Below are 13,708 nucleotides of genomic sequence, written 5' to 3'. Positions count from 1 at the left end.
GGAGTCAGATCTAGAGTGAAGTCTTCAGCCGAACGTGGGCGTACGCGGCCAGGCCGAGAGGCAGGACGCTGGGCATTACGGGGTCCGTGCCCAGTGGGTGCTGGTGGAGTCTTAGGGGCGCTTGCCTTAGCAGGCTTATCGTTCGCGGTAGGCGCGGTGGACTTAGCAGGTGGCGGGGACTGAGAAGGCGTAGCAGGCGCAGTGCGCGCGGAAGTTGCAGCGGGTGAAGGCGAGGTAGTTTTCGAGGAATCCGCCGAGGAGGACGGAGCGGGACTCGATGCAGACGACTCGCCCTTTGCCAAACGTGACATCATCGACCGCAAAAACTTCTTCACTACACACTCCGCAGGTAGACACCGGGGTTCGGGTACTGAGGCTCAGTAACCCGAGTAATCCTACTCTGTGCATACGGGCTACTCGGGCAAGGCTGCGGGGGAGCGTGTTAGGTGCGCAAAAGCTGGCGTAGTACGGTGCTAACCCCGTTGTTGGTATTAGCTGGGGCGATGATATCTGCAATTTCCTTCAGCTGAGGATGCGCGTTTTCCATGGCCACAGCCGTCCCGGCGGCGCGCAGCATCTCGAAATCATTGAGGTAGTCACCGAAGGCCACAGTGGCTGCGATCGGAATACCGGCGAGCTCAGCGAGCTTAGTTAGCGCCATACCTTTTTCCACGCCGCGGGCCATCACATCGAGCCAGACCTTGCCGGATACGGCGACATTGTCCTCCGGGACGGCGCGGACGATGGGATCGTAAATGTGCGCCTCAGTACCGGATTCGCAGAAAATAGCAATCTTGATGATGTTGCTATCCGGCACTGCATCCAAGTCATCGACCCAAGTGACCGCCTTGTAGTACTTTGCAATCTCTGTACGTGCCGCGTCTGACACATCCCGTGCAACGTAGGCGGTCTCCGGGGAACATAGAACTACGGTATGTTCCACTTCGATGGCCGCAGCAGCCTCTCGTGCCGCGTGCACGGTGGATTCCGCAAGCGGGAATGCCGCGATGATCTCACCGCCGCGCATGATGACCGAGCCGTTTTCGGCGATAAACGTTTCGCCTTTCGGGAACATGTCCTTCAAGGTGGCCAGTTGGCGCCCCGAGGCCGGAACCAGCTCGCAGCCGCGGGCAGTGGCCAGGTCCTGGAGCTCCGAAAAGTCTGCAGGGAGTTGGCCATGCGCGTCGAGGAGCGTGCCGTCCATATCAAGGGCAACAAGTTGTGGGAGCAAGTAAGTCACACCAATCTAAAAGTGTTGAGCTAGAGGCAGGGAGCCATGTCCAACGTAGCGCCAAGAAATAGGTGGCTGAAACTTTTGTGATATGGAACACTGGTGCGCATGACTACGACTGATCCAGTACTCGTTTCCGTGCGCAACCACACAGGAGTCCTCGAACTCAACCGGCCGAAGGCCCTGAACTCTTTGAACCCGGACATGATTGACATCATCCGCCGCTCCCTCGAAGCGTGGGCGCAGGATGACGACATCGAGCAGGTCCTTATTTACTCCAACAGTCCCAAGGCATTCTGCGCTGGCGGCGATGTGCGTCACGCGCGGGAGGGAATCGCGGAAGGCAAGCTGGACGAGGTCGATGCCTTCTTCGCCAGCGAGTACCTCACCAACGGCGATATCGCCGAGTTTCCGAAGTCCTACATCGCCGTCATCGACGGCGTCGTCATGGGCGGTGGATTGGGCATTTCCCTGCACGGTTCGCACCGCGTGGTGACGGAGAAGGCCTTCGCTTCGATGCCCGAGATGAATATCGGCTACGTCACGGACGTCGGAGTAGCTTATGCGGCCCAGCGCATGGTGGGCACCCGCGGCGTAGCTTCGCCGGGTTTGGCAAAGTTTTGGGGGCTGAGCGGGTACCGCATGTATGCCGCCGACATGCTGTGGACGGGCGTGGCAACCCACGTGGTCAAGGATGCCGCCGAGCTGATTGAAGCCGCTATCGAGCGCGGTATTGATGCCGCACTGGAAGAGCTGGCCCTACCCGCGCCACAGCAGCCAGCACCGCTCGAGCAGGTGGCTCAAGACCTGGAGGAGACCTTCGCGCTGCCCACGTGGGAGGAGATTTCCGCGGAGCTGGACAAGCGCCCGCAGATTGCCGGCGAGGTGCGTCGCCTCATGGCAGCCGCGTGCCCAGCCGCCATCATCGCGGCCAATGAGCTCTATGAGGCGGAAGCCGCTGTCGACGATATCCGGGAGGCGCTCCTGCTAGAACTCAAACTGGGCATGCACATGTATCGCCGCCCTGACTTTTCCGAAGGCGTGCGTGCGGTACTGGTGGATAAGACCCAGGACGCAGCGTTTAACCCGGCGACCACGGAGGACGTTGACGTCGAAGAATTCCGCGCGGTGCTGAGCTCCTAGCAGCTATATAGGGCGTGCTCGCTGGTATGCGGCGCGCGCCCGCTGCTCATCCACTCCCGCCGGCACCGCAACATTGAGCGTGGCCTGCGCGGCGGCCCGTGAAGGCGCGGGCAGGTGGAACGCGGGGGCGTCGGACAGTGCTAGCCCTTGGCGGCCGTCGGGTAGCTGCACTGGCAGTAGAGTCCACAGCCCCAGAATTGGCATGGCTAACTGCGGCAAGCGCAGAGAGCGTGCCTCGGGGATGGGTACGCGGGCGCGAATCAGCTCGGGGATGGCATTGTCATATCCGAAGCGGCGCAGGTTCGCCGCGGCGTGGGCGGACATGGAACCGGAGAGCTCGTCCGCCCATGCCCACGTAAAGGTGTTCGTTGTGGCGTTGAGGGTGGCGATGAGATGGGAGGGAACCGTAAGCGAACCATAATCGGAGTTCACCACGGTGCGCGACGTGTCAGGGTCAAGGTCAGCCCACAGGTTGGGGAAGCGGGCCTCCAGGAAGAAATTGTGCTCGGTGGCCATAAAGTGGGCGTCGGCCAGCACATCGCGTGCGCTGAGCCCGCCGTGGCCCGAAGGATGGGGGAGAGCCGTGATCCGGGCGCCGTGGAAGTGCGCGAGGCCTTGTACAACATCTGGTGCCACGCCCACATAGGAGGCGAGCTCGGCGGTGGCGAGGTGTTCGTCGACGCCTCCCTCAATATCCCCCGTATGCTCAAGCCCGGCCAGGATGCTGACACGGGGATCCGGGTGGATCTCCGCGAAGTCGACGGCGACGAGCGCCTCGCCCTCGCCCTGCGGGACGCGGATGACTGGGCGGTCACCCACCAGCCGCCGCGCCAAGCCGCGGAGCAGGGCGGAATCGGGCTGCGGGCCGTGGAACTCCGGTTGCGGCGCGTGTTCCGTCAACCCCGTAGACCAGTGCAAGCGGCCATCCTGGATTGTGGCTAGGCGCAGACCATCGAAATCATAGGTCCCAGAGGCGGTAGTAAAACGCACCACTGCGCGCTGATCGGTAGCGGGCTCGGAGTCGGAAGATGCAAAGTTCACCTCGACGTCGCGCACGTCGCCCAAGCGTGAGGAGAACGCGGCGTCGATGCCGGCTTGAATGAAGGCGCCAGCGGAGTACAGGTCCTGGGCTGAGTCCATTAGTGCTCCTTGACTTGGATTTATTCCCTGAAGAAGGGATGCTCGATAGCCTCCTCATAGGCCTGAAGGAGGGCTTGGGTGGATTCTACCCAGGAATACTTTTCGGCTTCGCGGCGGGCGGCAGCACCCATCGTCTCCCGACGCGTGGCGTCACGAAGAAGATTGACGGTAGCGCTGGCCCAGGCCTCATCATCGGCATCGGGTTCGATGAGATGTCCTGTAACGCCTTCCTCAATGACGAAGGGAATACCGCCGGCATTCGTGCCGATGACCGGCACACCCGAGGCGAAGGACTCTAGCGCCACAAGGCCCAGTGTCTCCGTGGCGGAGGGGAAGAGGAAGACATCGCCCACGGCGAAAGCCGCTGCGAGCTCCTCGCCGGAAAGATAACCCGTGAACACGGTGTGCGCAGGATCAAAGCTAGCCTTGAGCTCCTCAAGGGCGGGGCCATCGCCGACGATGGCCAGGCGGGCGTCACCAAGCTCTGCCCGCACTAGCTGCATCACGTGGTCGAGGCGCTCTAAGTCCTTCTCCTTGGAGACCCTCCCGATATAAGTCACCAGCGGGGAATCCGGGTGTCCACCGGTGAGGCGCTCGCGCATCTGCGCGGTGGCGCGGCTGGGGTGGTAGGCCTGCGTATCGACAGCCTTGGGCCACAGGTGCACGTTGTGGATCCCCACCTCCCGAGCCTTATCCACCATGGGGCCTGAGGTGCATAGGTTCACCGCAGCCTGGTTGTGCAGGTACTTCAGAGCGGCCTCAGTCAGCGGGCGGGTCCACCCGATACCCAGTGCATCGACGTATTCAGGCACGTTGGTGTGGAAGCTAGCTACCAACGGCACGGCATCGCGCTGCGCGGCAAAGACGCCGAGGGCCGCGGTCCAGATGGGATTGACCGCGTGGATGACATCGGGATCGAAATCCCGGATCTCCTTGAAGAACTTCCAGGAGGGTAGGCCGAATTTAATCTCCGGGTAAACCCAGAGCGACAAGCTGGGGATGCGGGTGACCTCGAAGCCGGCGTAGGAATCAGGAGCCTTGCCCGTGGCAAAAATCCGGACCTCATGGCCCATCGCGGCCAGCTGGTCCAGAGTGCGCGTCAGGCGCGTGACCACGCCGTCGATCTTGGGGAGGAAGACCTCGGTAACGATTGCGATGCGCACGGAGGACTAGGCCTCCGTGGAGGGGACGCCGGCGTGCTGCTGGCGCGTCCACAGCGATTGCGCCGGAATCTTGGAGCGGTCAGCGCGGTCGGCGTACTTGCGTGCGACTTCCTCCACCTCGTGCAGCAGCCCTTCAGACAAGGTGGTCGGTTCCAGCCCCAGGTTGAGGAAGGTGTCGTTGGTGACGTGGAGCTCATTTTCCGCGGATTCCTTGCGCGGGTTCGGCACGTAGGCCACCTCTGCGCCAGAGATCTTCGCAACCAACTCCGCTAAGTCACGTACGCGGTGGGTTTCCGTCATCTGGTTGATGATCTTGACGCGCTCACCGCGCGCCGGCGGGTTCTGCAAAGCTAGCTCGATGCAGCGCACCATGTCCCGGATGTGGATAAAAGCGCGGGTCTGGCCACCGGTGCCGTGCACGGTCAGTGGGTAGCCGATGCCAGCCTGGATGAGGAAGCGGTTGAGAACCGTGCCGTAGTCACCGTCATAATCAAAGCGGTTGATGAGGCGCTCGTCCTTCTGGGTTTGCTCCGTGTGCGTGCCCCAAATGATGCCCTGGTGCAGATCGGTGATGCGCAGTTCATCATTCTTGGCGTAGTAGGCAAAGAGGTGCTGGTCCAGCACCTTCGTCATGTGGTAGACCGAGCCCGGGTTGGAGGGGTACAGGATCTGTTGCTTGACGACGCCCCCCTCACCCGCATCCACCTGCACGTCCAGGTAGCCTTCCGGGATCTTCATTCCGGCGGTGCCGTAGCCGTAGACTCCCATGGTGCCCAAGTGGGCGACGTGGATATCCTGCTCAGATTCCACGATGGCGGCGAGTAGGTTGTGGGTGGCGTTGATGTTGTTATCCACCGTGTAGCGCTTGGTGCGCGAATTTTTCATGGAATAGGGGGCGGCGCGCTGCTCAGCGAAGTGCACCACGGCATCCGGGCGTTCGGTATTCAGGAACTCGAGCAGGTCGTCGTAGTCCTGGGCCACGTCGAGGTTGCGGAAGCCAATGGTCTTGCCGGAAACCTCGGTCCACGCAGCCAGGCGTTCCTCAATGGAGGCGATGGGTGTTAAGGATTCCGCGCCCAACTCCTCATCGATGGCGCGCCGGGAGAGGTTATCCACGATGATGACGTCATGGCCTTGGTCGGAGAGATAAAGGGAAGCGGGCCACCCACAGAAGCCGTCTCCGCCGAGAATCGCTACCTTCATTACTTATCTCTCCACATCACTGTCGGGGGCACGAGCTACGGCGCCGCCGACGATGGGGAAACCCCGTCGCGGCGGCAAGCACTTTTCAATACCTTACCGTTGACGGCCCTCACATGAGGGCCCTTAACGGTAAACAGTGAGTGAATGTTTCCTCGGGCTGCACCACTAGAGCAAAGCATGGTGCAGGGCGCAGGAGGCTCGGTGTCCAGAGTAAGTTCTGCAAACGCGCCCTGTACACTGGCCCGCATGCTTGAAGCCGTGCTCAATGCCTTTGCCGATTCCGTCAACGCCCTACTGATCGGAATCCTGGTGGCTATCGGCATCATGCTTCCGCGGGGGAGCTACCGCAAGATTGCGGCCCTCGTCATCGTCGGCGATTGGTTCGGTGTGCTCACCGCAGCCGCCGTGGTGATGTTCGTATTCGTCGGTATCCAGGACAAGGTTGCCGCGGCCTTGGAATCGCCTCTGCTGGGGTGGGGGCTGGTAGTCATTGGCCTTGCTCTGGGACTTCTAGCCTGGCGCTCCCAGGGCGAACCCAACGATATGGTGCAGAAACTGCTCGGCCCGCTGCGCACTCCTTCGGCTAAGACCGTTGTGGTGGGCTATGCCATGGGCGTTATCCAGTCCTTGACCTCCGTGCCCTTTTTCTATGGCCTGATGCACCTAGCGGCCGGGGACTTTAGCAATACCGTTAAGTACGGTGGCCTCTTTTTCTACGCCACGTTTGCGCTCTCGCTGCCGACGGTGTGCGGATTATTCATCGCCCTGGTGCGGGCGAAGCCACAGTCCTGGGCCGGACGCGCCTTTGCGTGGGCCCGGGAGAACTCCACCACCGTGGCATTGTGGAGCGGCTACGGCGTGGCCGCTTTCCTGGTGGTCATGGGCATCTTCGCTCTGCTTTAGGGGCTTGCCTTCAAGGCGACTCGGCAGCTGTCCTAGCTTCGCGGTGGTGGAACTGCCCTAGTTGCCAAAATTCTGGCCAGATCGTGCGGCAGGCTCGGGAGTTTTGGCAACAACGGCAGTTGCGACTGCTAGTCGTAGAGGACGGCGTCGAGAGGGAGGGCGTCGCCAAGCAGCGCCTGATTTTTTGAAATTTCGACGTAGCGCGCGGCGTGCGGTATGAAGGCGGCGGATTCCTCAGGGCTCAGCTCGCGCCGCACCTTGGCTGGAACCCCGGCGGCTAGTGTGCCGGCGGGAATGTCCTGGCCTTCGAGCACCACCGCGCCGGCGGCGATGAGAGAGCCAGGGCCCACGGTGGAGCCGGAGAGCAAGGTGGCTTTCATCCCGACGAGCGTGCCCGCACCCACCCGCGTGCCGTGGAGCATGGCCATGTGGCCCACGGTGACATCATCCTTCAGCACACACGGCTCGGTGGATTCAACGTGGATGACGCAGTTGTCCTGGATATTGACGCGGGCGCCTAGACGGATGGAACCAACGTCCCCGCGCAGCACGGAGCCATAAAACACGGAGGAGTCAGGGCCGATGGTGACGTCACCGATGATGGTGGCATTCGGGGCGATCCAGGCGCTGCGGTGGATGCGGGGAGTGCGTCCTTGGAAGGGAAGGATGAGCATGGCAGGCTAGCTTTCTTCAGGGGTGGTTTCGATGGAGACCGCAAGCGACTCGGAGACTTCATAATCGCCGGGCGTGGCGCTGATCTGGGCCAGCATGTCCCGTTCCGCAGGGGATAGCGGGATGGCCCAGCCCCGCTTGGGATCATGGACCGGACGCTGTGCCTTCGTCGTGGGGGAAAGATGCACCGTGGTCTTAGAGCCACTTAAGCGCGCGGGCTCGCCGGAGCGCGCCACCTCACTGAGTACCTGTGCGCCGGCTGGGGAGGTAACCAGGATGATGAGGCCGCCGGCCGTGTGGACGGACAGGTGGTCTACGGAGACCTCGACGGCGTGGGGATCCGGGGAGGCCAAGCGGACGGTGGGGGAGCCGCCGAGCTTATCGACGATATCCTTTACCGCGGAAAACAAACTCATGGCGCGATCCTAGCGCGGGGGTACCATCGTGCAGTGTGATTGACGCGAAAGATACAGCACTCGTCATTGAAGGCGGCGGTATGCGCAATTCCTATACCGCCGCGTGCATCGTCAAACTCCTAAAGGAGGAGGTGGAATTCGGCTGGGTCGGAGGCGTGTCCGCGGGCTCCTCGCACACCGTGAACTTCCTTTCCCGCGATGTGGTTCGCTCCGAGGAATCCTTCGTGGACTTTGCCAAGAACCCCAGCTTCGGCGGCCTGGGCTCACTGTTGCGCGGTAGCGGCTACTTCAATGCGGAGTTCATCTACGAGAAGGCTGCGGACCAGGACATGCCCTTTGACTGGGAAGCCTTTGACGCTAACCCGGCGCAGGTGTGCATTTCCGCCGCGCGCGCAGATACGGGGGAGAGCGTGTATTGGGGGCGTGAAGACATCAAGACGCAGGAAGACCTGATGGTGCGTGTGCGCGCCTCCTCGACGCTGCCGTTGATCATGCCGATGCGCGTCATCGACGGTGCGCCGTATGTCGACGGCGCCATGGGGGAATCCGGCGGCATCCTCATCGAGCAGGCGGAGAAGGCCGGGTTTGAGAAGTTCCTGTTCCTGGGGTCGAAACCGCGTGGCTACGTGCGGCCCGAGGTGGGGCGGCCGGCGGCGCTGCGACGAATCTTCCGAAAGTACCCTGCCGTGGCGGAGGCGATGATTGCCCGGCCGCCCCGGTACAACGCCTCCAAGGACCGGCTTCTGGAGCTGGAGAAGGAGGGGCGCGCTCAGCTTTTCTTCCCGGAGGATATGCAGGTGGCATCGACTGAGCGTTCTGTGACAAAGCTGCGCTCCAACTATGAGGCTGGGCGCGCGCAGACCTATGCCGAATGGCCGGCGTGGAAGGAATTCCTCAGCAGCTAGTGAGCTCAGCGGGGTCGTGCGCGACTCACTTTTGCCAACACGGTGTGAGTCGCGCCTCCTCTAGGGAGGAGAAGCGGACCCATGCATGGAGTTTTCTGAGTGTTTTCTTACAATGATTTCCCGTGTTGGCACTATTTGATGGAAATATTTGGCTGAGCATTTTCTTTATTGCTTTGCTCGGCACGTTATTTGGCATGATTCCTTTTGGCCCGCTGCGCTTCGGCGCAGCCGGCACCTTGTTCGTGGGATTGGCCATCGGCGCCTTTATCGATCTCGACGGCACGATTTTAAGCAGCCTGCAGGAGATGGGCCTTGGCCTCTTCATCTATATGCAGGGCTTGTCTGCCGGCGAGCGCTTCTTCAAAGGCTTCTCTGAACAGCTCAAGCACATGATTACTGCCGCGATAGCGGTGGTGGGTGCTGCCGCCGTGGCACTTCTCGCGGGCGGCTGGTTGGGACTGTCGCCCTTGCTCTCCGTGGGCGTGTTCTCCGGTGCGACGACCTCGACGGCATCGCTTGCCGTGGCGCAACAGCAAACGGGCGAGGAACTGCCCGCCGTGGGCTACTCCTTGGGCTATCCGGTAGGCGTGGCCGTCGCTATCCTCCTGGTAGCTTTTCTGCTCAAGCAGTCCTGGCCGGCCACTAAGGACAAGGACAATTCCGCGGAGGAGGTCTTTCGCTCCCGGACTATTCGGGTGACCAAGGACATCACCTACGAGGAGCTGGTGGAGCGATTCGAGGATCAGTTTGTTATCGCCACGATTCGCCGCGGCAATATCCGAACCGTGGCCGGGGACCATCCGGAGATTCGCAAGGGTGACATCCTGCGCGTACTCGTGACGAAGGCGAAAAGGCACGAGCTTACCGCTGCCCTAGGCAAGCGTCAGCCTCAAGTGCCCTTCGTGGACAAGCGCTTGGTCATTGAAACCGTGGTGGTGTCGAACTCCGATATTGCCGGTCGAACCGTGGAGGACCTCAACCTCTTCAAGCGCTACGGTGGCCGCATTGTCCACGTGCAACGCGGTGATGAAGAGTTCCTGGCTAGCTTCGATACGCACCTCGATGCCGGTGACCGGGTGACGGTGATTGTGGATCAAGACCGCCTGGGCGATATTCGTGATTACTTCGGTGACTCGGTTCAGGGGTATTCCCAGCTGAACTGGGTTGCTGTCGGTGGTGGTCTGTTCCTGGGCTACCTCATCGCGCTCATTGTGGTTCCGCTACCAGGTGGTGCGTCCTTTGAACTTGGCTTTGCGCTGGGCCCATTGATTACCGGACTTGTCCTCGGTGCTCTGCACCGCACGCGCCGCGTGCCCTGGAAGGTTCCGGCTTCAATCAATCTGGCTCTTCAGCAGTGGGGCCTGGTTATCTTCTTGGCTTCGGTGGGCTTGGCCTCAAGTGAGGCTTTCCAGTCCACGGCATTCTCCTGGATGGGCCTGAAATGCATGGCTCTCGCCGCCATCATTACCGTGGTTGTCGTCGTCCTCTTCGCTGTGGCTAATAGGTTCCTTGGCCAGTCAGAAACCCGCACCGCGGGCGGCGTTTCCGGCATCTTTGGCCAGCCTGCCGTGGTCGACTACGCCACAGGAATCAGCACGGATTCCCGCATTATGACTGGCTACGCGGCCACCATTGTGGTGGCGCAGATAGTCAAAATCGTGGTCATTCCGCTGATGCTCACGGTCTAATCCGCCACGAGCGTTTCGATGGTCAGCTCCGGGTGCTCTTTCTCAATGAAGGCCAGCTTCCATTTATCACCAAAGAGTGCGATGAGCTCGCCGTCGGTGCGGGTAAAGATTTCTACGCCGCGCTGGCGGCCCAGTTCGGGCGCGGATTCGGCGTCGGTGCGGCGCGCCACGGAGTAGGGGATGGGCTCGGTGATGGTCTCCACGTTGTATTCGACCTCCATGCGGGCCTGCATGACCTCGAACTGCATGGGGCCCACCGCAGCCATGACCGGGGCGGCATCGCCACGCGTATCGTTGCGCAGAATCTGGACCACGCCTTCCGCAGCCAGTTGGTCCAAGCCCTTGCGGAATGCTTTGTAGTCACCCAAAGACTTCGCGCGCAGGATGCGGAATGCCTCCGGCGCGAACTGCGGCATGGGCTTGAACTGCACCTTCTTGCCCGTGTAAATCGTGTCACCAGGTGCCAAGGAACCGGCATTGACCAAGCCCACGATGTCACCCGGGTAAGCCGTATCCACGGTGTCACGCGTGCGGCCGAAGACCGTCAGAGCGTACTTAGTGGAGAAGCTGCGCCCAGACTGCGCATGGTTGACCTGCATGCCGCGCTCAAACTCACCGGAGACGACGCGCATGAAAGCCAGGTTATCGCGGTGCTTGCGGTCCATACCCGCCTGCACCTTGAAGATGACGCCCGCGAAGTCATCGGTGACCTCACGTACCTCATCGATGGCGGAGGTAGCGGCCTCGATGGCCTGCGGATCTGATTCGCGCGAGCGCGGAGCCGGGGCGATGGCGCACAGAGTATCCAGGATCTGGTGCACGCCGAAGTTCAGCATCGCGGAGGCGAAGATGAGCGGGGACGTCACGCACTGTTCGAAGAGCTCCTGGTCGTGCAGGGCGCCGTCGGCTGCCAGCAGCTCTGCTTCCTCCACGGCCGTCTCCCAAGCGTCCTCTTCCTTCGCGGCTGCATCCTCAGGCGCGTAGTGCTCCTCCGGGGCGATGGTGGAACCACCGGCGGTGCGCAGGAAGTGCACGTACTCATCAGCCTCGCCGTCATCGTTGATGTGGGCCAAGCCGCGGAAGTCGCCAGCGATACCCACCGGCCAGTACAGCGGGGTGGGCTGCAGCTGGATTTCGTTGACGATTTCGTCGACAAGCTCCAGCGGCTCTCGTCCCACGCGGTCCCACTTGTTGATCACCGTAATGATCGGCAGGCCGCGGGCCTTACACACGCGAAACAGCTTGAGGGTCTGGGGCTCGAGGCCCTTGGCGGCGTCGATAAGCATGACGGCAGCATCCACCGCCGTGAGCACGCGGTAGGTATCCTCCGAAAAGTCCGCGTGGCCCGGGGTGTCCACCAGGTTGATCATGTAGGGCTCGCCCTCGTGACCCTCGGGCGCGTACTCGAACTGCAGGGCCGAGGAGGCCACGGAAATGCCGCGTTCCTTCTCCATCTCCATCCAGTCAGAGACCGTGGACTTGCGGTTGCCCTTGCCGTGCACCGCGCCAGCTTCGTTGATGACGTGCGCGTGAAGTGCCAGCGCCTCCGTCAGCGTGGACTTACCAGCATCCGGGTGGGCGATGACGGCGAATGTGCGGCGGCGGGAAGCTTCGGAGGCAATACTCATGCGGGCTAGTTTAGCCGCTGGCTGTTACCACTCCACATTGAGCTGGCGGCCCAAATCATCGAAGACGCGCCGCGCCACCGAGAGCTTCTTCGCAATCGGCCTCTGCAGGCCTGGCTTGCGCTTGTTGTTGTAGTACTCGCCGGAATTGAAATGGATGCCCGGAGTGCCGCTGAGGAAATAAGCAAGGTTCTCGCCGCCCTTGTCTGCCTTGCCCAAGAAATGCTTTGCTGCAGTGGTTGAATACAGCTTGCTCGTCCTACTCGTTGAGTTCTGCCCGAAGCCAGTATTCAAGACGCCCGGGTGGAAGGCCACGGAGGTCAGACCGTGCGAGTCGAGGTAGCGGGTCAGAAGAATATCGCCCAACTTGGCGTTGCCGTAAGCGCGCTCCGCGGTGAATTTTTCAAAGGTGTTTGGGTCACCGGGATCGAAAGCGGAATACAGGACGTTGGCCAAAGAGGCGGTCTGCACCACGGTGGCGTCGCTGGCCCGCAGGGTATCGCGCAATAAAGAGGTCAAAAGAAAAGGCGCCACAACGTTGATCTGCCACGTGCGCTCGAAGCCATCGGCGGTGGCGAAGGGGCCGTCGAACATGCCGCCGGCGTTATTGCCCAAGGCATCGATCTGCGGGTACTGGCTTAGCTCTTCCGCGAGGCGGCGCACCTGGCCCAAAGACTCGTAATTGGCCACGTGAAAGGCCGCACCAACTTCTTCGGCTACGGCCTGCGTCTTTTCCGGGTTCCGGCCCACGAGCACGAGCGAATCCTGCGGGCGGCGCTGGTGAAGGATGCGGGCAGCGGCCGCGCCCACCCCGCTCGAAGCACCGGTAATGACAATTGTTCGAGGGTCATGATTAGAAGGCAGGTTCTTGCTCGCGCGGCTCATACTTGGACAGCGTAGGGCGTTGAGCGCGGCCGCGCCGGGGTTTATTTAGCCCGGGAATGGATTTCCTGTTGGGCCTTGCTGAGTCCCTCTGTCACGATGAGGCAGGCGGCTTCGGCGGCGGTGGCGATGGTGGAATCGAGCTCAGCGCTGGCGTCGACAGGCGCGAGCACCCAGTCCGGGATGGACCCACCCTTGGGCGGGCGCCCGATACCCACGCGCACGCGCAGGTAATCGCGCGTGCCCAGGCGCTCGCTCAGCGACTTCAAGCCGTTATGGCCATTTTCGTTGCCGCCCTTCTTAATGCGCACCTTGCCGGCGGGTAGGTCGAGCTCGTCATGGATGACGATGATGTTTTCTGCCGCAACCCCCAGCTGCGTGGCCAAGGGTGCAATGGGATCGCCGGAGAGGTTCATGTAGGTGTGTGAGCGCAGCGCCACGACCTTCGTGCCCCCGAGCTCGAGCTGTGCGGCGCTGAGCTGGTGCCCGGTGACGGGTTCAAGCATGTCGCCAGATTCGGCGAGGAGATCATCCACCGCCATGTACCCCACGTTGTGACGGGTCGCGGCGTATTTCGCGCCGGGATTGCCTAAGCCTACGATGAGCCACTTAGCGCTTAATTCGGCTGGACTTAGTCCAGGGTTGACTGTCTTTTTCGTCTTCTTCGGCGCAGCCTCAGCGCTGCCAAAGAGGCGGGTGAAAAAGTCACGGATGGCGGACACAACAACTCCCTTGAT

General features: G+C 61.8%; 14 protein-coding genes. 5 read left to right on the top strand and 9 right to left on the bottom strand.

Going from position 1 to position 13,708, the window contains the following annotated elements:
• Window positions 1-201 precede the first annotated feature (201 nt).
• The gene (locus QP999_RS05805; protein ID WP_070530609.1) at window positions 202-384 is read left to right on the top strand and encodes a hypothetical protein; all 183 of its coding nucleotides are present in this window, start codon (window positions 202-204) and stop codon (window positions 382-384) included.
• A gap of 58 nt (window positions 385-442) precedes the next feature.
• Here the strand turns inward: QP999_RS05805 and QP999_RS05800 are convergent, their stop codons facing one another.
• Complete coding sequence (locus QP999_RS05800; RefSeq protein WP_252970509.1) at window positions 443-1,240, bottom strand: HAD-IIB family hydrolase; 798 nt, start codon at window positions 1,238-1,240, stop codon at window positions 443-445.
• 99 nt (window positions 1,241-1,339) lie between these two features.
• Between QP999_RS05800 and QP999_RS05795 the strand changes: the two genes are divergently transcribed.
• A complete protein-coding gene (locus QP999_RS05795) occupies window positions 1,340-2,374 on the top strand; it encodes a 3-hydroxyisobutyryl-CoA hydrolase (RefSeq protein ID WP_070530607.1) in 1,035 nt (344 codons plus the stop codon).
• Window positions 2,375-2,377: 3 nt separating this feature from the next.
• On the opposite strand, the gene QP999_RS05790 is transcribed toward QP999_RS05795, so the two are convergent.
• The 3 genes from QP999_RS05790 to QP999_RS05780 are packed head-to-tail and all read right to left on the bottom strand — an operon-like array spanning window position 2,378 to window position 5,880.
• Window positions 2,378-3,514, bottom strand: a complete 1,137-nt coding sequence (locus QP999_RS05790) for a DUF6882 domain-containing protein (RefSeq protein ID WP_284847855.1) — start codon at window positions 3,512-3,514, stop codon at window positions 2,378-2,380.
• A 20-nt stretch (window positions 3,515-3,534) separates the two neighbouring features.
• A complete protein-coding gene (locus QP999_RS05785; RefSeq protein ID WP_284847854.1) occupies window positions 3,535-4,677 on the bottom strand; it encodes a glycosyltransferase family 4 protein in 1,143 nt (380 codons plus the stop codon).
• Between the two features lie 6 nt (window positions 4,678-4,683).
• Window positions 4,684-5,880 carry an NAD-dependent epimerase/dehydratase family protein gene (locus QP999_RS05780; protein ID WP_269948474.1) on the bottom strand — a complete coding sequence of 399 codons (1,197 nt, stop codon included), beginning with the start codon at window positions 5,878-5,880 and terminating at the stop codon, window positions 4,684-4,686.
• Between the two features lie 246 nt (window positions 5,881-6,126).
• Here QP999_RS05780 and QP999_RS05775 point away from each other — a divergent pair, with 246 nt between their 5' ends.
• Window positions 6,127-6,783, top strand: coding sequence for a sulfite exporter TauE/SafE family protein (locus tag QP999_RS05775; RefSeq protein WP_070530598.1), 657 nt, complete (start codon window positions 6,127-6,129; stop codon window positions 6,781-6,783).
• 128 nt (window positions 6,784-6,911) lie between these two features.
• On the opposite strand, the gene QP999_RS05770 is transcribed toward QP999_RS05775, so the two are convergent.
• Together QP999_RS05770 and QP999_RS05765 are read right to left on the bottom strand one after the other, a co-directional pair.
• Window positions 6,912-7,457, bottom strand: coding sequence for a gamma carbonic anhydrase family protein (locus QP999_RS05770; protein WP_070520833.1), 546 nt, complete (start codon window positions 7,455-7,457; stop codon window positions 6,912-6,914).
• Window positions 7,458-7,463: 6 nt separating this feature from the next.
• Window positions 7,464-7,871, bottom strand: coding sequence for a hypothetical protein (locus QP999_RS05765; protein WP_070530594.1), 408 nt, complete (start codon window positions 7,869-7,871; stop codon window positions 7,464-7,466).
• Window positions 7,872-7,906: 35 nt separating this feature from the next.
• Between QP999_RS05765 and QP999_RS05760 the strand changes: the two genes are divergently transcribed.
• Both QP999_RS05760 and QP999_RS05755 read left to right on the top strand, forming a co-directional pair.
• Window positions 7,907-8,776 carry a patatin-like phospholipase family protein gene (locus QP999_RS05760; protein ID WP_284847853.1) on the top strand — a complete coding sequence of 290 codons (870 nt, stop codon included), beginning with the start codon at window positions 7,907-7,909 and terminating at the stop codon, window positions 8,774-8,776.
• Between the two features lie 122 nt (window positions 8,777-8,898).
• Complete coding sequence (locus tag QP999_RS05755) at window positions 8,899-10,464, top strand: aspartate-alanine antiporter-like transporter (protein ID WP_269948477.1); 1,566 nt, start codon at window positions 8,899-8,901, stop codon at window positions 10,462-10,464.
• Here QP999_RS05755 and QP999_RS05750 read toward each other — a convergent pair.
• Genes QP999_RS05750 through pth form a run of 3 tightly spaced genes read right to left on the bottom strand, consistent with a single transcriptional unit; the run spans window position 10,461 to window position 13,693 of the window.
• Entirely contained in the window at window positions 10,461-12,092 is a 1,632-nt protein-coding gene (locus QP999_RS05750; RefSeq protein WP_070683841.1) for a peptide chain release factor 3, read from the bottom strand. The genes QP999_RS05755 and QP999_RS05750 overlap by 4 nt on opposite strands.
• Window positions 12,093-12,116: 24 nt before the next feature.
• Window positions 12,117-12,974: an SDR family NAD(P)-dependent oxidoreductase gene (locus tag QP999_RS05745; protein ID WP_193634128.1), complete on the bottom strand. Its 858-nt coding sequence runs from the start codon at window positions 12,972-12,974 to the stop codon at window positions 12,117-12,119.
• 41 nt (window positions 12,975-13,015) lie between these two features.
• On the bottom strand, window positions 13,016-13,693 hold the full coding sequence (pth, locus tag QP999_RS05740) for an aminoacyl-tRNA hydrolase (RefSeq protein ID WP_284847852.1): 678 nt from the start codon (window positions 13,691-13,693) through the stop codon (window positions 13,016-13,018).
• Window positions 13,694-13,708: the final 15 nt, after the last annotated feature.

It is taken from the genome of Corynebacterium sp. MSK004, assembly GCF_030232515.1.
In the GTDB taxonomy this organism is placed as follows: domain Bacteria; phylum Actinomycetota; class Actinomycetes; order Mycobacteriales; family Mycobacteriaceae; genus Corynebacterium; species Corynebacterium hesseae.
Note: the sequence above shows the minus strand (reverse complement) of the source record. Positions and strands in the feature narration are given on the sequence as shown.